Raw genomic sequence first — 17,936 nt, forward strand, 5'->3', positions numbered from 1 at the left:
AATGCAATTAGTATTGATTTAAAATTTTGATAATAAAATCAATTTCGGCACTTTCTAAAACTGGACTCATTGGTAAACTCAAAACTTCTTTATGAATCTTTTCTGTTATCGGAAACGACCAATCATTCCATTCTAAAAATGCTTTCTGTTTGTATGGCGGAATTGGATAGTGAATTACGGTTTGAATATTATTTTTAGTTAAATATTCTTGTAGATGTTCTCTTTCTTTGGTTCGAATAACAAACAAATGAAAAACATGATTATTTGAAAAATCCCAAAAAGGCAATTCTAATTTATCGTTTTTAATTTCTGCTAAATATCGTTTCGCAATTTCTCTTCTTTTCTCATTATCAGCATCTAAATTCGGAAATTTCAAGTTTAGAAATCCCGCTTGCAATTCGTCTAATCTAGAGTTTACACCAGCATAATCGTTATGATATTTTTTTTCAGAACCATAATTTCGAAGCGAAAAAAGCACTTTTGCTAACTTCGAATTGTCTGTTGTAATAGCGCCACCATCGCCAAGACAACCTAGATTTTTTCCAGGATAAAAACTATAAGCGGATGCATTTTGCGACTCTTCGACTTCGCTAAGATTGACATTCTGAAATTGGAAGTTGGAATTTAGACTTTGAGATTTATTTATTTTTGCACCGTGAGATTGTGCGCAATCTTCTACAACAACTAAATTATTTTTTTGTGCAATTTCATTTACTTTATCCATTTCTGCCAATTGTCCATATAAGTGAACGGCTAAAATAGCTTTGGTTTTTGAAGTAATTTTTTCCTGAATTAACTCTGGATTTATATTGTACGTTTCTAATCTTGGTTCGACTAAAACGGGAACTAAATCGGCTTGCAGAACCGATAAAATACTTGCAATATAGGTATTAGCCGGAACTATAACTTGGTCTCCTTTTTTTAATATTCCGAGCTCAATGTAACCTTTAAAAATTAAAACCAATGCATCGAAACCATTTCCTACTCCGATACAGTATTTTGTATTAGAATATTCGGCAAAAGCGTTTTCGAATGTTTCCAATTCTTTTCCTAAAATATACCAGCCGTTATTTAAAATCGTTTTCAGTTTTTCCTGAAAAGCAATTTCATACGGTTCATTTATTTTTTTTAGGTTTAAAAATGGTATCACTTTATTTCAATTTTATAAAAATCCTGATTGTAAACAGAACAGGCCAATTCTTCTTTTTGCTTCAATAATCCAGCATTATAATCTTGAGTATCAGAATTAACGATTCCCATATCAAAAAAACACTTGCCTTTTCTTTTGTATTTATGAATTAGATTAACAAACAAAAAATCTAACGCCCTAAATTCTTCTCCTGCTTTAGAAGTCGCACCATATTGCGATTTGATTCCGTTTTTGGTTTCAAAAATTGTTATTCCTGCAATAATTTCATCATTTCTGTACGCCGAATATTGCTTTATATTTTGAGGAAATTTAGATTTCAAAAATGTCATTTCTTCTTTGGAATGAACTGGTTTTGCATCAAATTTTTCTAATAGTCTTGGTTCTAAAACTTTTTCCCAAAAAGAGTCAAAATTTTCTTCTTCTATAATATCTAAATCTAGATTTTCAATTCTTCTGAAGTGCTTCATTTTACTTTTAGAAATCTTCAAAGGAGCAGATAAATTAACTGCCAAATTCATTTCTTTTTTTTCTAAAACGGCTCCTCTTTTGAGTAAAAAAAAGTCCATTTCTTTATTTCCTTCTTTAAAATAAAAATCTGGAATTGGTTTATAATAAAAAGTTTCAATTTCATTTTTTTTCAAAAAAAGTAAAATTTCATCTAAAATTGATTCGACTTTTTCTGCTTTAATTTTGGATAAAAACACCAGACCTCCATACGTTAAACCTTGATGAGAATAAACCGAATTGTGTCTTTTATTAGCAGGGAGAACGGCTCTTAATTTATCTTCCTCAAAAATCAATAGAGAAAAATCTTCGAAACGATCTTTATGATATTCCATAAAATCGCGATGAAACAAAAAAGTAGCATTTTTGGCTTGAGCGATAAAATCGTTCCAGATTAAATAATCTTCTGGCTGGTATTTTTTAATGGTATACATTTTTAGCTTATTTATGATCAAATGCTTTTAAATGCCATTTATATTTAACCGCCATTAATCGAATTACAATAATAATCAAGGAAGTAACTAAATATAATATATCGTCATCTAAATTTAAACGTCTTAATCCAAAAAATATAATTCCGCCCAAAATGCAAATGGTAGCATAAATTTCTTCTCTAAAAACATTCGGAATCTCATTGCATAAAATATCACGAATTACTCCACCAAAACAAGCAGTCATTGTTCCTAAAGCAATACAAATTGCCGGATGAAGACCAGTTAAAATTCCTCTTTCTAGACCAATTAAAGTAAAAACTCCAAGTCCAATAGTATCAAATAAAAACAAGGACGTTCTAAGTTTATCAAACCTTTTTCTAAAAATAATAGCTAGAAAAAAACCTAAAATAATTACATATACATATTGCATATCGCGCATCCAGCCCACTGGCGTTCTTCCGATTAGAACATCTCGCAGCGTTCCTCCTCCAACTGCCGTTACAAAAGCAATAATAAAAACGCCAAATGGATCTAGTTTTTTATGCATTGCCGTTAGAGCGCCCGACATGGCAAAAGCCATTGTCCCAATAATATCTAGTAAGTGAAACATTTTTTTAAATTACAAAGAGGTAAAGATACAAAGGTGCAGAGATTTTAGTATTCTTCCTATTTTTTTAATACTATTTCTATTTCAGGATTTATTCTTTTTACGGCTTCTAAAAATCCTTTTTTGTCTTTTGGAGAAATTAAAACAGTATCATATTTTCCATAAACAATTTCTAGTCTATCTAATGATAGTGCTGGTGAACTTAAAACATTGAAAGTTTCAGAAATTTTTTTTACATTTTTAATTTCAATTGTAAAATCAATAAGAAAACCACATTTTATTCTTAGTTTCCCTCTTTCTATTGTATAAAAAGTAGTAGTAAACATATGGACAATAAAACTAATCACACAAAATATAAAAGAAAGACCTATCCATTTTTTTTCATAAGCAAATTGTATCAGTGCTAATCCAAAAATTACAATTAATACAAATGCCAACCAGAGGTCAATTTTAGATTTGAATTTTTCCATTTAGTTTTCCTGAATTATTTCTTAGTGTAAATCGGACTTCTTTTTAATAAATAAGAAACAGATTCCATCCAACTGTCTTTTATAGCTAAAAATGGTTTGCGCGTTTGAGAGTAGATTTTATCCTTGTTTTTGTACATATCAAAATAAACCGTATAGTAATAATAGGTTTGATTATTGGCTGTCGTGGTTGAAACGTCGCTTGTTTTTACTTTTTTATTATTATCGCTCACTTTTGCATTGCCACTATTATAAGTAGTTGCTGTTGAAGTTGTACCAATTGTGTACGAAACTTTTGCTGCAACAATATTATCAACGCCCAAGATTTTTTCAAGATCTTCAATTGGTGTTTCATCAATATTTTTATAATCTATACCTGCTTTGTGGAGTAAACTATTTGTGGTTCTTAAGTCCTGAACCGTTAGCGGAAAAATATTTGATGACTTATCTAAGAGTTTGTTGTATAAATCATTCTGAGCAAATTTTGCCATATCTTCAGAAGCTTCCTGATTATCAGAATTGACATACGGAACTGGCAATACCGCAATAGTATTAGGCTTAACTTCTTGTGCGCTAATACTTTGATTTACAGCTTGAACGTTATAATTTTGAGAAACATCAAAAGTTTGAGATCTTCCGCTTGCGAAATCTATTCTGGCAATTTTAGAAACGTCAATTGAAATTTGAAGGGTTTCTCCCGGAAGTGAATATTCTACAGTGCTATCAGACATTTTTGAAATCGTACATTCGATAATCTGATAATCTCTTTTTATAATTTTATCTAATTTTTTTCCGCCTTGAGCGAAATTAAAAAGAGCCGTAAACAACATTAATAGGGTAAAGAAAGCCTTTGAAGTTCTCATGTTTTACTTTTTTAGATTAATATACTAAATAATAACATGTTAAATATAAAAAATTATCATCGAATCCTAAAAAAAAGCTTACATATGTTGGGTATAAAAATTATAATCTTTCAAAATAACTCGAATAAAATCACTGTTGCTGCCTGATTGATTTTTAATTCCGGTTACACTTTCAATTTTGGCAACTAATTTATAAATAATTTCGTGATCGTTTTTGGCTTCCGCTTTTTGAAAAGTTTCTTTTATAATTCGCATATCATTATCTGAAAGTTTAATTACCAAAGGATAAGCAGGTACATAAGCATCGTCTATTTCTTCTAAAATAGTATGGCTGATATTGATCTTATTATTCAAAGTTATGACTGCCGTTCCTGCAGCCATATCACCTAAACGCTGTGCATTTTTACTGGTAATTATAGCAATTATTCCTGGAAGACCTAAAAGGCTAAAAAGATCGATTACTCTAAAAAACCATCTTACCAGATAATCTCCAAAACTCGCCTGATAACCGTCAATTTTTACTACTTTGATTTTTACCAGTTTCTTTCCTAATGACTGCCCCTCAAAGACGCTTTCGAGAACCAAAGAATAAACAATTATTGGCGAATACAGAATAATCAAAATAGCACCTCTTGACCAATCGTCCAAATTATTCATTAGTGGGCCAAGATTTAACCAGCTGAAAAGAATTATAGAAAGCACGGTAGCATACGAGATCATAATGAACAGATCAATAAAGAATGCCCCCAATCGCTCGCCAACTGTAGCGGCAATAAAATTTATTTTAACATTTTGCGTCGTGTTAATAGATAATTCTGACATATTTTATATTTTAGCCAACAATGAGAGAAATCGCTTTTATAAAACAAAACAAAGAAAAATGGCTCGAATTCGAGCTGGCAATTTTCGGTAAAGCTAAAAAAAATCCTGATGAATTAGCTAATTTGTACATTCAAATGATGAATGATTTATCTTATGCCCAAACGTATTATCCTAAAAGTAAAACGGTTGTCTACCTAAATCATCTAGCTTCTCAAATCTATCAAAAAATTTACAAAACCAAACGTACGGATAGAAATCAGATTATTGAATTTTTTAAAATTGAAGTTCCTTTATTGGTTTACGAATACAGAAGGTATTTATATTACGCTTTTGCTTTATTTTTTATAACTGTTGCAATTGGTGTTCTTTCTGCTCGATACGATCAAGATTTTGTGAGACTGATTATGGGCGATCAATACGTAAATATGTCACTTGCAAATATTAGAAAAGGAAACCCAATGGCAGTTTATGGTTCTGGCAGCAATTGGGGAAGTTTTATTCGAATTACTGTAAACAACTTATTTGTAGGTGCGAAATGTTATTTCTACGGCATCTTTGCCGGACTTGGCACTTTTTATATTTTTTTGCAAAACTGTATCATGCTGGGTTCTTTTCAATACTTTTTTTATGAGCACAATGTGTTTTGGAAAAGTGTACGAGGCATCTGGATTCATGGTTCGATGGAAATTTTTGCCATTGTAATCGAAACTGCGACTGGATTCATTTTAGGAGCTTCGATTCTTTTTCCAAAGACTTTTTCCCGAATGAATTCTTTCAAAATTGGATTTAAAAACAGTTTCAAAATATTCTTAAGTACTTTTCCCTTTACCATAAGTGCAGGTTTTTTAGAAGGTTTTATCACAAGATATTCTCTTGATATGCCTACTTGGTTAAGCATTTTTATCATCTTGATCACTTTAAGCATAATTTCATTTTATTACCTGATTTATCCTTTTATTGTACACAAAAAAATTCATTCTTTAACAGCTAAAAATCTTTAAGACCAAGTAATGACAAGATTCTTCTTTATTTTATCTTTTCTTTTTTGCAGCGTCATTTCGACCGCTCAAGACAGCACGGTTGTATACGAAGAGCCACCAAAAGTAGCTGGAATAAAGTTTTCTGAAAAAGACATTCAGGTTGATGCTGCTGTTATAGATGCCAAACATTTTGACAAAAATTTTAAAAAGAGATATACTGGTTCAGAATTTATTTATGAATATAAAACTCCTGAAAAAAACTGGTGGGATCTTTTCACAGAATGGCTCGCAAAATTATTTGGAAACCTTTTTCATTTTGAAAGTCCGCAGACTTCATTAAATTTCGTTGTCATTTTATTCCGAATTATAGCCATTTTGGTCATTGTCATTGTTATCTATTTTATCGCTAAAAATATATCCAATCAAGAAGGACGCTGGATTTTTGGAAAATCAGATAAAAAAACAATATTTTATTCTGATGCCGAAAAAAACATTCATCTTTTAGATTTCGATAAACTTATAAAAGAAAGTATTGAAAACGGCGAAAAAAGAGCCGCTATCCGATACTATTATCTCTGGCTTTTAAAAGTTATGGCACAGCATAATTATATCGAATGGGATATTGAAAAAACGAATTCTGATTATTTATACGAATTACAGCAAACAGCTCATAAAGAAGAATTTACCTACCTCTCTTATTTATACAATTACATCTGGTACGGTGAATTTGAAATTGATGATATTAGATTCAATAGTACAGAAAATAGATTTAAAAAAGCTTTAAAAACCTTTGGTAATGGATAGAAATATTAAAATATACATTGCGTTTCTGGTTTTGCTTTTTGGTTTTATTTTACTAATAGATAAAGGAAAGCCAAAACCTATTGATTGGACTCCGACGTATTCCGTTAACGATAAAATTCCGTTTGGTCTCTACGTTTTTGATCAAGAAGCAAGTCGTTTTTTTAAGAATCAGAAAATAAAGAGAATTTCTACTGAAACGCCTTACGAATACTTAGATTCACAATATGATGACACAGAAGGTGTTGAAAATTATAAAGTGAAAGGAAATTTCATCAATATCTCTGAAGTCAATAATATTGATGATCAGTCAATGAAAGAGATTTTGTATTTTGTTTCACATGGCAATAATGCTTTTTTGAGCATGAAAGAATTTCCTGCCTTACTGCTTGATTCTTTAAAGATTCAGGTACAGACCGATTTTCCGCCTGCAGATAGCGTTGTAACTTGGCTGGCAAACAAGAAATTAAGTAGTAAAAAATATACTTTAAACTCTGGGTTAAATGATTATTTTTCGAAAATAGATACTTTAAATACAACTGTTTTAGGATATCAAATTAATAAAAAAAATAAACAGATTAATTTTATTGAAGTTCCTTACAAAAACGGATATGTTTATTTGCATACACAGCCCGTTGCTTTTACGAATTATACTTTACTAAAAAAAGATCGTTATCAATATGCAGAAAATGTGTTGTCTTATTTTTCAAAAGGGGCTATTTTCTGGTATAATAAAGGACCTAAAGATGAACGAATTTCTGGTTCTCCGCTGCGTTATATTATGAGTCAGCCTCCTTTAAAATCTGCTTGGTTTTTAGGTTTATTTGGTATTTTGATTTTTATGATTTTTAATGCAAAACGAAAACAGCGTGTAGTGCCGATCATTAAACCATTGGAAAATTTAACTGTCGATTTTACCAAAACAATAGGAAACTTGTATTATCAAGAAGGAGATCACACTAATATTATTGACAAAAAAATCATTTACTTTTTGGAAAAAATCAGAACTGATTTTTTAATAGATACCACGAAACTGGATGACGATTTTATAAAAAAATTACATTATAAAACTGGAAAAGACGAAAAAGATATTCAAGAACTTGTTTCTTTAATTAACCATCATAGAAATAGTTACCACGGAAGTCTTGAAGAAGATTTGCTTCGAATAAATACCGCAATTGAAAAGATTTTGCACTAATTAAAAATATATGCCACAGATTAAAATGATTAACACAGATTAATTCATTCTATAAAAATCATTTTTAATCCTCTTAATCTGTAGCAAAATAAAAATAAAAAACAGACTAAGTTATGGACGATATCAATACCAATGCAAACGAAATCACTAATGACAATGTGAATTTTGAAACCCGAATTAATTTAGGCCCGCTTTTGGACCATGTAAACACAATTAAAAAAGAAATTGAAACCGTAATTGTTGGCCAGCATAAAATGGTTGATCAGCTTTTAGTTGCCATTTTATCAAATGGTCATGTTCTTCTGGAAGGTGTTCCTGGAGTCGCTAAAACGATCACAGCCAAATTATTGTCTAAAACTTTAAATATAGGTTTCAGCAGAATACAGTTTACGCCAGATTTGATGCCGTCTGATATTTTGGGAACTTCTATTTATAATTTGAAAAGCTCAGAATTTGAGTTTAAAAAAGGACCAATTTTCTCCAATTTGATTTTAATTGATGAAATCAACCGTGCACCAGCAAAAACCCAGGCTGCACTTTTTGAAGTTATGGAAGAACGTCAAATTACAATTGATGGATCTGCCTATCAATTAGAAACGCCATTTTTGGTTATTGCTACTCAAAATCCAATTGAGCAGGAAGGAACTTACCGTTTACCAGAAGCGCAATTAGATCGTTTTCTTTTTAAAATAAGTATTGATTATCCGAAATTAAATGAAGAAATTTTAATTATTCAGAGAGAGCATTCTTTGCAAAACCATGATAAACTCGAGGCAATTAAAACGATTCTTTCTTCTGAAGAAATCAAACATTATCAAGGTTTGGTAAAACAAATTAGAATAGAGCAAAATCTATTAGAATATATTGCAAGAATTGTTGTCAATACACGCGAAAATGCTTTCTTATATTTAGGAGCTTCTCCTCGTGCTTCCATTGCAATTTTAAATGCAGCTAAAGGTTTTGCAGCGATTCGAGGACGTGATTTTGTTACGCCTGAAGATATTAAAGAAGCGGCAACTCCGGTTTTGCAACACCGTGTTATAGTAACTCCAGAACGCGAAATGGAAGGTATTACCAGCTCGGAAATTATTAAACAGATTATTGAAACTGTTGAAATACCTAGATAATGGTGAATTGTGAATTAACCTGAAACTTGAAAAATAAAATGAAATTCTTTAAAAGTCTATATCTTAATAACTTATTCTTCTATGCGCTTATAGGTATCATAGGGCTTTTTGTTTGTGCTTTTATTTTTCCAAATATGTACAACGCTGTTTGGCTTCTGGTTTTAGGGTTGGCGACTTTTTTAGGAATTGATATTTTATTACTATACACAATCAATAAAGGGATTGAAGCAGAAAGGATTACACCAGAGAAGTTATCCAATGGAGATTTAAATCCGATTAAAATTACTTTAAAGAATCATTACAATTTCTCCATTCTTATTAAAATTATTGACGAAATTCCTTTTCAATTTCAAGTTCGCGATTTTAAGATTCTAAAAAAAATAAACGCCGCAACACAAAAAGAAATTAACTACGAACTGCGTCCAACAGAACGTGGCGAATATCTCTTTGGTGCTTTAAATATTTATGTTTCTTCTCCTTTAAAATTAATTTCTAGAAGATTTATTTTTGACAAAAATCAGATGGTTCCAACGTATCCATCATACATCCAATTAAGAAAATACGATTTAATAGCCTTTTCGAATAATCTGTTTCAGTACGGAATAAAAAAAATACGCCGAATTGGACACACGATGGAATTTGAGCAAATTAAAGAATATGTACAAGGCGATGATTTAAGAACAATAAATTGGAAAGCTACTGCCAAGAAAAATGCTTTGATGGTCAATCAGTTTCAAGACGAAAAATCGCAATCTGTTTACATGGCAATTGACAAAGGACGCGTTATGCAAATGCCTTTTGACGGATTGGCTTTGTTGGATTATGCAATAAATTCGGCTTTAGTTTTGTCTAATGTTATTCTCAAAAAACAAGATAAAGCAGGACTTTTTTCTTTTTCAAAAAAAGTAGAAAATCGAGTTTTTGCAGAAAGAAGAGGTTCGCAGATGCAGAAAATTCTAGAGACTTTGTACAACATCAAAACTGATTTTTTTGAAAGTGATTACAGCAGATTGTATGCTGATATTAAGAAAAACATCAATCAAAGAAGTTTAATCATTCTGTACACTAATTTTGAAACAATGGACGGCTTAAACAGGCAATTACCTTACTTAAAAGGAATTGCAAAAAGTCATTTATTGGTTGTCGTTTTCTTTAGCAATACTGAATTGAACAGCATCATTAATAAAAAAACAAATACACTTCAGGAAGTTTATGACAAGGTAATCGCTGAAAAATTCATGTTCGAAAAACGATTAATTGTAAACGAACTAAAAAAATACGGGATTCATTCGGTTTTAACGCAACCAGAAAATCTGACTTTAGACGCTATTAATAAATATTTGGAAATTAAATCGAGAGGAATTTTATAAAAGGTAATTCCTTAAAGCGTACAGAATAAAAAGTTTCTTTTAATCCTTTATTAATATATAGTTACATTACACTATCCCGTAAAAATTGCTAAAATAAATTAAGTAGTTTTGAATTGTATTAAAAAATAATCCATGCAATTTCAAACTAATTAGGAAATGAAAAAAGCAATTTTAATTCTGTTCATATTATTGAGCTGTAAATCTTTAGCACAAAAAACAGAAAACATCATTATCATAACCACAGACGGTTTTAGATGGCAAGAAGTTTTTAAGGGAATTGATCCTGCAATTGCCAATGACAAAAAGTTCAATCAAGGCGATAGTGCATACATCTACAAAAAATATGCTGATGCCGACATAAAAGAAGCTCGTAAAAAACTAATGCCTTTTTTCTGGTCTGAAATTGCATCAAAAGGTCAGATTTATGGCAATAGAGATCTAGGAAACAAAGTTGATGTTGCCAATCCGTATTGGTTTAGTTATCCTGGATATAGCGAAATTATGACTGGAAATGTTGATTTAAAAGTCAATTCAAATGGTTATAAAGCCAATCCAAATGTCAATGTTTTAGAATTTCTAAACCAGCAATCTAAATTTAAAGGAAAAGTTGCTGCTTTTGGTGCGTGGGATGCATTTGATAGAATTTTGAATGAAGAAAGAAGCGGTTTCCCTGTCATTTCTGCTTTTGACAAGGTAGGTGGAAATAAACCAACTGCAGCACAAAAGTTGTTAAATGAAATGCGTGATAATTCATTCAAACCTTTTCATCAAGATGAATGTCTAGATGTTTTTACACATTATCAGGCATTAGATGAACTCAAAACAAAAAAACCAAAAGTCTTATATATTGCCTACGGAGAAACGGACGAATGGGCGCATCATGGAGACTATAGATCTTATCTAGATGCTGCAAATCAAGTTGATAAATGGATTCAGGAAATCTGGAATTTTATCCAAAACGATCCGCAATATAAAAACAAAACGACTTTATTTATTACCGTAGATCATGGACGTGGTGACAAAGTAAAATCACAATGGACCGATCATGGTGCTGATGTACCTGGTGCATCTCAAATTTGGTTCGCTGCAATTGGGCCAGAAATTGCCTCAAAAGGAGAAATCAAAACAGAAGCTCAATTCTATCAAAAACAATTTGCCCAAACTTTGGCTAAAGTCTTAGGATTTGATTTTAAAACATCACACCCTGTAGAAAAAGAAATTTCAGAATTATTTGAAAACAATCAAAAACTATAAATAATTAACCATTTTAAAACCAACCCCAAAATGAAAAAAAAACTATTTTTTCTTTTTTTATCGCTGACAGCAATTACTAAAATCAGCGCACAAAAACCAGATACACTTACCGCTTACTACGACAAGATTGAAAAATCTTTTAATTATGAATCTGGAAAAATCAGTCTCCAAGAAGGTGATGGAACATTAAATGTACCAAAAGGATTTAAGTTTTTAAATGCCGAACAAACACAAAATGTTTTGAGCAATTTGTGGGGAAATCCCGAAGATAAAACCGTTTTGGGTTCTTTGGTTCCAGACGGAAAAGGTGTAACTCATAACAACAGCTGGATGTTTGTAATTAGCTACCAAGGTGATGGTTATGTAAAGGATGATGATGCAGATGACATAGATTATGACGACCTTTTAAAAACAATGAAAGAAGATGTTGCTGCTGAAAACGAAGAAAGAAAAAAAGGAGGTTATTCTGAAGTTCAATTGATTGGATGGGCATCTAAACCTTATTATGATAATAATTTAAAAGTATTGCATTGGGCAAAAGAACTACAGTTCGGGCAAGATAAAGACCACACTTTAAATTACGACTTAAGGGTTTTAGGAAGAAAAGGAATGTATAATATTTCTGCTGTTGCTGGTGTTGATCAGCTGGAAGAAGTAAAAGCAAGTATACCAGGAATTATCAAAAGTGTTGAATTTAACGATGGAAATAAATATCTGGATTTCGATGCTGACACTGATACTGTTGCCGCTTGGACCATTGGCGGACTTGTAGCTGGGAAAGTACTGGCAAAAGTTGGATTTTTTGCAATCTTAGCTAAATTCGGAAAATTTATCGTAATCGGAATTATAGCAGCTTTCGCTGGAATAAAGAAATTTCTTTTTGGAAACAAAGATCAAGTGGTTACTAAACCTGCTGAAGAAACAGCTCTTTTAGAGGAAAATAATAATACCACAGAGGAGTAAAAGTTTTATTTGCCACGAATTTCACGAATTATTTTTTATTTTACTACGAGGAAAAATTAGTGTAAATTAGTGAAATTCGTGGCAAACCTTATTTTAGCAAACCTACAGGTTTTAAAAACTTCGCAGGAAGAAAAAAACTCTGTACCTTTGCCACTCTGTAACTTTGAGCCTTTAAAAAAATGAAACAAATTACTTCTGTTCAAAATCCGTTTATAAAATCTTTGGTTTTACTTCAGGAAAAATCTAAAGCAAGAAAACAAACTGGAACATTTTTGATTGAAGGATTACGTGAAATTTCATTAGCCATTAAAGGCGGTTACGAAATTGAAACTGTTTTATTTTTACCAGAATTAGTGTCAGAATCAGAAATCAATAAACTGATTCAAAACTCCTTTCAAATTATAGAAATTAATAAGGAAGTTTATCAAAAACTGGCTTATCGCGATACGACCGAAGGTATTTTGGCTGTGGCGAAAACCAAATCGTTACAATTATCAGATCTAAAATTATCCGATAATCCATTGATTCTTGTTGTTGAATCTTTAGAAAAACCAGGAAACATCGGTGCTGTTTTACGAACTGCTGATGCTGCAAATTTAGACGCTGTTTTAATTGCCAATCCAAAAAGTGACTTATACAATCCGAATATTGTCCGTTCTAGTGTTGGCTGTCTTTTTACCAATCAAATTGCAACGGGAACATCAGAAGAAATTATTGCTTTTTTAAAAGAAAAAAAGATTAATTTCTACAGTGCCACTTTGCAAAACTCAACTTCTTATCATACGCAAAACTTCACTACTCCAACCGCTTTAGTTGTTGGAACAGAAGCTACTGGCTTAACGCAACAATGGCGTGACGAAGCAACGCAAAATATTATTATCCCAATGCAAGGCGAAATCGACAGCATGAATGTTTCGGTAGCCGCTGCAATTTTAATTTTTGAAGCGAAACGTCAGAGAGGATTTTAAACCTGAGGTTCTAAGGTTCTGAGAAGCTGAGATTCTAAGAGATAAAAGTCAGCTTTTTTTAATTTTTAATTCGTAATTTATAATTTATAAAAAATATCAGGTTGAGCGAAGTCGAAGCCCATTTCTATAAGCAAAAAATCTAAAATCTATCCCGAGGATTCTGGACTAAAATCAGCAATTATAAAGCCTTGTGTATATTGAAACTAATTCTTATTTTTAGTACTTGAACAATGCCGTTATGACAGAAATAGATATTGAAAAAGAAAACAAAGCTATTGCGCAGGAATACAAAGAATTACTACGAATAAGTTACCAAACTTTAAGCCCAGCCGACAAAAAATTAATTCGAAAAGCCTTTGACGTTGCCGTTGATGCACACAAAGAACAGAGAAGAAAATCTGGCGAGGCGTATATCTTTCATCCTATTGCAGTTGCAAAAATTGTTGCCTCAGAAATTGGTCTGGGTGCGACGTCTATCGCTGCGGCCTTATTGCATGACGTTGTAGAAGACACTCCAATTACAGTTGAAGATATTGAACGTTTATTTAATCCGAAAGTGGCTCAGTTGGTTGAGGGTTTAACTAAGATTTCATTAGTTCAAAAAGACTTAAATGCTTCTATGCAGGCTGAAAATTTCAGAAAAATGATTCTGACTTTGAATGATGATGTCCGCGTAATTCTAATCAAATTGGCCGATCGTCTTCATAATATGCAGACTATGGATTCGATGGCGGAATACAAACAGACCAAAATTGCCTCTGAAACTTTATATATCTATGCTCCTCTAGCCCACCGTTTGGGACTTTATAATATTAAAACCAAACTAGAAGATTTAGGATTAAAATATACCGAACCTGCAGTTTACAATGACATTGTAAGCAGAATTCGTGAAACGAAAGAAGAACAAGACGCTTATATCAAAGATATATCAGATGTTTTGAAAAAATCTTTGGATAATGAAGGCGTTGATTATATTATAAAAGGCCGTCCGAAATCTATTTATTCTATTCGTAGAAAAATGCGTGCTCAAAATGTAAGTTTTGATGAAGTGTACGACAAATTTGCGCTTAGAATCGTTTACAAATCTGATCCGCATGAAGAAAAATTTATTGCTTGGAAAATATATTCGATTGTTACAGATCATTATAGACCAAGTCCAAGCCGTTTGCGAGATTGGATTTCATCACCAAAATCAACTGGTTATGAAGCACTCCACATTACGGTTATGGGACCAAAAGGACGTTGGGTTGAAGTTCAGGTTCGAAGCGAACGTATGGATGAAATCGCCGAAAAAGGTTACGCTGCGCATTACAAATATAAAAATGGCGCAACTGAAGAAAGCGGTTTAGATGTTTGGCTGAATTTACTTCGCGAAGCATTAGAAAACCCAGAAACAAACGCTGTTGATTTTGTGGAAGATTTTAAAATGAATTTATATTCAAAAGAAATCTTCATATTTACGCCAAAAGGTGAAATTAAATCATTGCCTAAAGGTGCAACTTCGCTAGATTTTGCTTTCAGTATTCACTCAGAAATCGGAATTAAAACTCGTGGAACTCGAGTAAATGGACGTTTAGTCCCACTAAATTACGAATTAAAAAGTGGAGATCAGGTTGAAGTAATTACTTCTGCCAATCAGAAACCTACGGTAAACTGGCTGGAATATGTAACCACTTCAAGAGCCAAAAATAAGATCAAAAACGTTCTTAACGAGAATACTAAAAAAATTGCAGAGGAAGGAAAAGAATTATTGGTTAGAAAACTGAAACATTTAAAAATTACATTTAATGAACAAGTTACAAACGAGTTAGTTAACTTCTTTAAATTAAAAACAAGTTTAGATTTATTTTATAGAGTTGGAATTGGCGCAATCGAAAATCAGCAGTTAAAAGATTATGCGGCGCAAAAAGGAAATTCATTCATCAATTTCTTTAAAAATAAAATCAAAAGAAATAAAGATACAGCCGACGAAGATATTCACAAACCGGTTATCAGCAGCAATTACGACATGCTGGTTTTTGGAACGGAGCATGACAAGCTGGATTATAAGCTTTCGCAATGCTGTAATCCAATTCCTGGTGATGATGTATTTGGTTTTGTGACGATTAATGAAGGAATCAAAGTGCATAAAAAAGATTGTCCAAACGCAATCGGAATGCAGTCTAATTACGCCTACAGAATTATGAGCGCCAAATGGATTGACTCTTCACAAGAAGAATTCAAAGCCATTATCAATATTACAGGAATGGACGTTTTAGGACTTACCAACCAATTAACAAGGGTCATTTCGAACAATATGAGTGTAAACATTCAAAGTATTTCGTTAAGTACAGATGCTGGAATTTTTCATGGTCAGATTGCTGTAATTGTTAAAAACAATACGATTTTGAAGAAAATGATCAATGCTATTAAGAAGATTGATGGTGTTGATAAAGTTACCCGAGAATACAGAACCTAACTTTTTAACCTATCTATAAGGGTTTTATAACTAAACTTTAAACCCGAAACTTTTATTGATTAAAAATAAAAATTTATCTTTGCCGGATATGACACTCATTTCAACTGACAACACTAGAAATCAAGAAATTGTAAAAAACGTTTTTACAATGTATCTTGAACAAAAAGGGCATCGCAAAACTCCTGAGCGTTATGCTATACTTCAGGAAATTTACGACAGCGAAGAACATTTTGACATAGAAAACCTTTATATCAAAATGAAAAACAAGAACTATCGTGTGAGTAGAGCTACTTTATACAACACGATTGAATTATTGTTGGACTGCGCTTTGGTTAGAAAACATCAATTTGGGCAAAATCAAGCTTACTACGAAAAATCATATTTCGACAAACAGCACGATCATATCATCATGACTGATTCTGGAGAAGTAATCGAATTTTGTGACCCACGAATTCAGACCATCAAAAAAACAATCGAAGAAATATTTGATATCGAAATCACGAATCACTCACTTTATTTCTACGGAAACAAAAAACAGAAATAATAATCCGCAGAAAGGATTTATTCAAAAAAAATTAAAAAAAAAGAAAATTAACTACATAATCAGTAGGACAACTTTTGATTGTCCCAACGCAAATTAAAACAGAATGACCGTAGATTTATTACTAGGATTACAATGGGGAGATGAAGGTAAAGGAAAAATTGTTGACGTTCTTACCTCAAATTATGATATTATTGCACGTTTTCAAGGAGGACCAAATGCAGGACATACATTAGAATTTGACGGAATTAAACACGTACTAAGAACCATTCCTTCTGGAATTTTTCATAAAAATTCAATTAATATCATCGGTAATGGTGTTGTGATTGATCCTGTAGTTTTTCAAAAAGAAATTGAAGGTTTAGAGAAATTCAACCTTGATATCAAAAGTAAATTAATCATTTCGAGAAAAGCACACTTAATTTTACCAACACACCGTTTGCTTGATGCAGCTTCTGAAGCTTCTAAAGGAAAAGCAAAAATTGGTTCTACTCTAAAAGGAATTGGACCAACTTATATGGACAAAACAGGTAGAAATGGTTTGCGTGTTGGAGATATCGAATTAGAAGATTTTAAAGAGCGTTACAGAGCTTTAGCAGACAAACATGAGGCAATGATTGCTTTTTATGATGTTGCTATTCAATATAATTTAGCTGAATTAGAAAAAGAATTTTTTGAAGCTATTGAAGAACTTAAAAAATTAGATTTCATTGACAGTGAAGAATACATTCACCAAGCTCAAAAAGCGGGTAAATCTATTCTTTGTGAAGGTGCTCAAGGATCTTTATTAGATGTTGATTTCGGAACTTATCCTTTCGTAACTTCATCAAATACTACTGCTGCTGGAGCTTGTACAGGTTTAGGAATTGCTCCTAACAAAATCAAAGAAGTATACGGAATTTTTAAAGCTTACGTTACACGTGTTGGTAGCGGACCTTTCCCTACTGAACTTTTTGACGAAGTTGGTGCTACAATGGCAAAAGTAGGTAACGAATTTGGTTCTGTAACAGGAAGACAAAGACGTTGCGGATGGCTAGACTTAGTTGCGTTAAAATATGCAGTTCAAGTTAACGGAGTTACACAATTAATGATGATGAAAGGTGATGTTCTTTCTGGTTTTGAAACTTTAAAAGTTTGTACAGAGTACAACTACAAAGGACAAAACATTTCTCACTTTCCTTACAACATTGAACCAGAAAACGTTACTCCTATTTACAAAGAATTTAAAGGTTGGAAACAAGACTTAACTGGATTAACAACTTACGATCAATTGCCAATTGAGCTAAAAGAATATATTGAGTTTATTGAGAAAGAAATCGAAGTACCAATCAAAATTGTATCGGTTGGACCAGACAGAAAGCAAACAATAACAAAATAATACATTTAAACGCTCTGATAATCAGAGCGTTTTTTTATACAAATTATTTCA

17 protein-coding genes are annotated in these 17,936 nt (G+C 31.9%); 11 read left to right on the forward strand and 6 right to left on the reverse strand.

Going from position 1 to position 17,936, the window contains the following annotated elements:
- Positions 1–7: 7 nt before the first annotated feature.
- The 6 genes from LL966_RS09360 to LL966_RS09385 form a co-directional block, all read right to left on the reverse strand.
- Complete coding sequence (locus LL966_RS09360) at positions 8–1,150, reverse strand: DegT/DnrJ/EryC1/StrS family aminotransferase (protein WP_229352655.1); 1,143 nt, start codon at positions 1,148–1,150, stop codon at positions 8–10.
- On the reverse strand, positions 1,147–2,088 hold the full coding sequence (locus tag LL966_RS09365) for a FemAB family protein (RefSeq protein WP_229352656.1): 942 nt from the start codon (positions 2,086–2,088) through the stop codon (positions 1,147–1,149). The genes LL966_RS09360 and LL966_RS09365 overlap by 4 nt, the downstream gene beginning before the upstream one ends.
- A gap of 7 nt (positions 2,089–2,095) precedes the next feature.
- On the reverse strand, positions 2,096–2,698 hold the full coding sequence (locus tag LL966_RS09370) for a trimeric intracellular cation channel family protein (protein ID WP_229352657.1): 603 nt from the start codon (positions 2,696–2,698) through the stop codon (positions 2,096–2,098).
- Between the two features lie 56 nt (positions 2,699–2,754).
- Positions 2,755–3,165: a PH domain-containing protein gene (locus tag LL966_RS09375; RefSeq protein ID WP_229352658.1), complete on the reverse strand. Its 411-nt coding sequence runs from the start codon at positions 3,163–3,165 to the stop codon at positions 2,755–2,757.
- Positions 3,166–3,179: 14 nt separating this feature from the next.
- Positions 3,180–4,025 carry a hypothetical protein gene (locus tag LL966_RS09380; protein WP_229352659.1) on the reverse strand — a complete coding sequence of 282 codons (846 nt, stop codon included), beginning with the start codon at positions 4,023–4,025 and terminating at the stop codon, positions 3,180–3,182.
- 78 nt (positions 4,026–4,103) lie between these two features.
- On the reverse strand, positions 4,104–4,847 hold the full coding sequence (locus LL966_RS09385; protein ID WP_229352660.1) for an RDD family protein: 744 nt from the start codon (positions 4,845–4,847) through the stop codon (positions 4,104–4,106).
- 20 nt (positions 4,848–4,867) lie between these two features.
- Here LL966_RS09385 and LL966_RS09390 point away from each other — a divergent pair, with 20 nt between their 5' ends.
- The 11 genes from LL966_RS09390 to LL966_RS09440 all read left to right on the forward strand — a co-directional run bounded on the left by LL966_RS09390 (position 4,868) and on the right by LL966_RS09440 (position 17,885).
- Positions 4,868–5,848, forward strand: a complete 981-nt coding sequence (locus LL966_RS09390; RefSeq protein ID WP_229352661.1) for a stage II sporulation protein M — start codon at positions 4,868–4,870, stop codon at positions 5,846–5,848.
- 9 nt (positions 5,849–5,857) lie between these two features.
- Positions 5,858–6,631 (forward strand): DUF4129 domain-containing protein, encoded by a 774-nt coding sequence (locus tag LL966_RS09395; RefSeq protein WP_229352663.1) that lies wholly within the window; start codon positions 5,858–5,860, stop codon positions 6,629–6,631.
- The gene (locus LL966_RS09400; protein WP_229352665.1) at positions 6,624–7,826 is read left to right on the forward strand and encodes a DUF4350 domain-containing protein; all 1,203 of its coding nucleotides are present in this window, start codon (positions 6,624–6,626) and stop codon (positions 7,824–7,826) included. Before LL966_RS09395 ends, LL966_RS09400 begins: the two co-directional genes overlap by 8 nt.
- A 113-nt stretch (positions 7,827–7,939) precedes the next feature.
- Positions 7,940–8,953: an AAA family ATPase gene (locus tag LL966_RS09405; protein WP_229352667.1), complete on the forward strand. Its 1,014-nt coding sequence runs from the start codon at positions 7,940–7,942 to the stop codon at positions 8,951–8,953.
- A 38-nt stretch (positions 8,954–8,991) separates the two neighbouring features.
- Positions 8,992–10,323 (forward strand): DUF58 domain-containing protein, encoded by a 1,332-nt coding sequence (locus LL966_RS09410; RefSeq protein ID WP_229352669.1) that lies wholly within the window; start codon positions 8,992–8,994, stop codon positions 10,321–10,323.
- Positions 10,324–10,479: 156 nt separating this feature from the next.
- Complete coding sequence (locus LL966_RS09415) at positions 10,480–11,577, forward strand: phosphoglyceromutase (RefSeq protein ID WP_229352671.1); 1,098 nt, start codon at positions 10,480–10,482, stop codon at positions 11,575–11,577.
- A gap of 30 nt (positions 11,578–11,607) precedes the next feature.
- Entirely contained in the window at positions 11,608–12,540 is a 933-nt protein-coding gene (locus tag LL966_RS09420; protein WP_229352673.1) for a DUF2167 domain-containing protein, read from the forward strand.
- Positions 12,541–12,719: 179 nt separating this feature from the next.
- Entirely contained in the window at positions 12,720–13,508 is a 789-nt protein-coding gene (locus LL966_RS09425; protein WP_229352675.1) for a TrmH family RNA methyltransferase, read from the forward strand.
- Between the two features lie 238 nt (positions 13,509–13,746).
- Entirely contained in the window at positions 13,747–15,966 is a 2,220-nt protein-coding gene (locus LL966_RS09430) for a RelA/SpoT family protein (RefSeq protein WP_229352676.1), read from the forward strand.
- A gap of 88 nt (positions 15,967–16,054) precedes the next feature.
- A complete protein-coding gene (locus LL966_RS09435; RefSeq protein WP_184166613.1) occupies positions 16,055–16,510 on the forward strand; it encodes a Fur family transcriptional regulator in 456 nt (151 codons plus the stop codon).
- Positions 16,511–16,613: 103 nt separating this feature from the next.
- Entirely contained in the window at positions 16,614–17,885 is a 1,272-nt protein-coding gene (locus LL966_RS09440; protein WP_229352678.1) for an adenylosuccinate synthase, read from the forward strand.
- Positions 17,886–17,936 lie beyond the last annotated feature (51 nt).

The sequence above is a fragment of the Flavobacterium chungbukense genome (assembly GCF_020805785.1).
In the GTDB taxonomy this organism is placed as follows: Bacteria; Bacteroidota; Bacteroidia; order Flavobacteriales; family Flavobacteriaceae; genus Flavobacterium; species Flavobacterium chungbukense.

What these genes read in the sequence shown, in the direction of transcription:
- LL966_RS09365 (WP_229352656.1), bottom strand. Translation starts at nt 2,088, where the DNA reads ATGTATACCATTAAAAAATACCAGCCAGAAGATTATTTAATCTGGAAC.
- LL966_RS09370 (WP_229352657.1), bottom strand. Translation starts at nt 2,698, where the DNA reads ATGTTTCACTTACTAGATATTATTGGGACAATGGCTTTTGCCATGTCG.
- LL966_RS09375 (WP_229352658.1), bottom strand. Translation starts at nt 3,165, where the DNA reads ATGGAAAAATTCAAATCTAAAATTGACCTCTGGTTGGCATTTGTATTA.
- LL966_RS09380 (WP_229352659.1), bottom strand. Translation starts at nt 4,025, where the DNA reads ATGAGAACTTCAAAGGCTTTCTTTACCCTATTAATGTTGTTTACGGCT.
- LL966_RS09385 (WP_229352660.1), bottom strand. Translation starts at nt 4,847, where the DNA reads ATGTCAGAATTATCTATTAACACGACGCAAAATGTTAAAATAAATTTT.
- LL966_RS09390 (WP_229352661.1), top strand. Translation starts at nt 4,868, where the DNA reads ATGAGAGAAATCGCTTTTATAAAACAAAACAAAGAAAAATGGCTCGAA.
- LL966_RS09395 (WP_229352663.1), top strand. Translation starts at nt 5,858, where the DNA reads ATGACAAGATTCTTCTTTATTTTATCTTTTCTTTTTTGCAGCGTCATT.
- LL966_RS09400 (WP_229352665.1), top strand. Translation starts at nt 6,624, where the DNA reads ATGGATAGAAATATTAAAATATACATTGCGTTTCTGGTTTTGCTTTTT.
- LL966_RS09405 (WP_229352667.1), top strand. Translation starts at nt 7,940, where the DNA reads ATGGACGATATCAATACCAATGCAAACGAAATCACTAATGACAATGTG.
- LL966_RS09410 (WP_229352669.1), top strand. Translation starts at nt 8,992, where the DNA reads ATGAAATTCTTTAAAAGTCTATATCTTAATAACTTATTCTTCTATGCG.
- LL966_RS09415 (WP_229352671.1), top strand. Translation starts at nt 10,480, where the DNA reads ATGAAAAAAGCAATTTTAATTCTGTTCATATTATTGAGCTGTAAATCT.
- LL966_RS09420 (WP_229352673.1), top strand. Translation starts at nt 11,608, where the DNA reads ATGAAAAAAAAACTATTTTTTCTTTTTTTATCGCTGACAGCAATTACT.
- LL966_RS09425 (WP_229352675.1), top strand. Translation starts at nt 12,720, where the DNA reads ATGAAACAAATTACTTCTGTTCAAAATCCGTTTATAAAATCTTTGGTT.
- LL966_RS09430 (WP_229352676.1), top strand. Translation starts at nt 13,747, where the DNA reads ATGACAGAAATAGATATTGAAAAAGAAAACAAAGCTATTGCGCAGGAA.
- LL966_RS09435 (WP_184166613.1), top strand. Translation starts at nt 16,055, where the DNA reads ATGACACTCATTTCAACTGACAACACTAGAAATCAAGAAATTGTAAAA.
- LL966_RS09440 (WP_229352678.1), top strand. Translation starts at nt 16,614, where the DNA reads ATGACCGTAGATTTATTACTAGGATTACAATGGGGAGATGAAGGTAAA.